The 544-nt window shown below is 41.0% G+C and carries 1 protein-coding gene; it reads right to left on the bottom strand.

What is annotated here, in order from left to right; genetic code table 11:
- Nucleotides 1-306 (bottom strand): hypothetical protein (locus QQK25_RS24275; protein WP_284190130.1); only part of this gene is annotated, 306 nt, incomplete at its 3' end.
- Nucleotides 307-544: the final 238 nt, after the last annotated feature.

The raw sequence follows: 544 nt of genomic DNA, 5'->3' as shown, positions 1-544 counted from the left end.
TCTACGACCTTGAAAATTAGTAGAATGTGCCTCAGGCACTGGTGTGGACCCCGAAGGATGGGACTCGTGATTTTTCATTAGTAATTCATTATTTTTCTCAGCGACTAGTAAACATGATATCAATTGCGAGTATTTCGCAAAATGTCGCTCACGATATTGCTGCTGTAAGCAGACACTGCTGGCGTGGAAAGTGGAAAGTCTTTTCCAAAAGATCAGCGTCAGTAACTTTTTCTCCACAAACTGATATACAATTTTGTGGAGGGCGGAATTATAACTCGCCACTGACGAAAAGTCCTGAAAACGCAAGTTCAGCCACTCGTGGCGTGCGTTAGGTAATATTACCATTTTTGTATGGTCAAATCGACTCTTTAATTCATTCCATAACACAAGAGGGTCATCAACCTCTACATATTCAGATTTTAGGTCGTCATGAAGATGACGCCGGAGGAATATTTAAAGTATTAGCTCGGTCCTGCATGCTTGATTGATTGCCTGGTTTTACAGTATTTAGCCAATTTTTGGCTTGGAGATGCATTTTTGCATC

Source organism: Zoogloea oryzae (assembly GCF_030161255.1).
Classification (GTDB): domain Bacteria; phylum Pseudomonadota; class Gammaproteobacteria; order Burkholderiales; family Rhodocyclaceae; genus Zoogloea; species Zoogloea oryzae.
The sequence above is the reverse complement of the archived record's forward strand: the minus strand, read 5'-3'. Positions and strand labels throughout refer to the sequence as shown.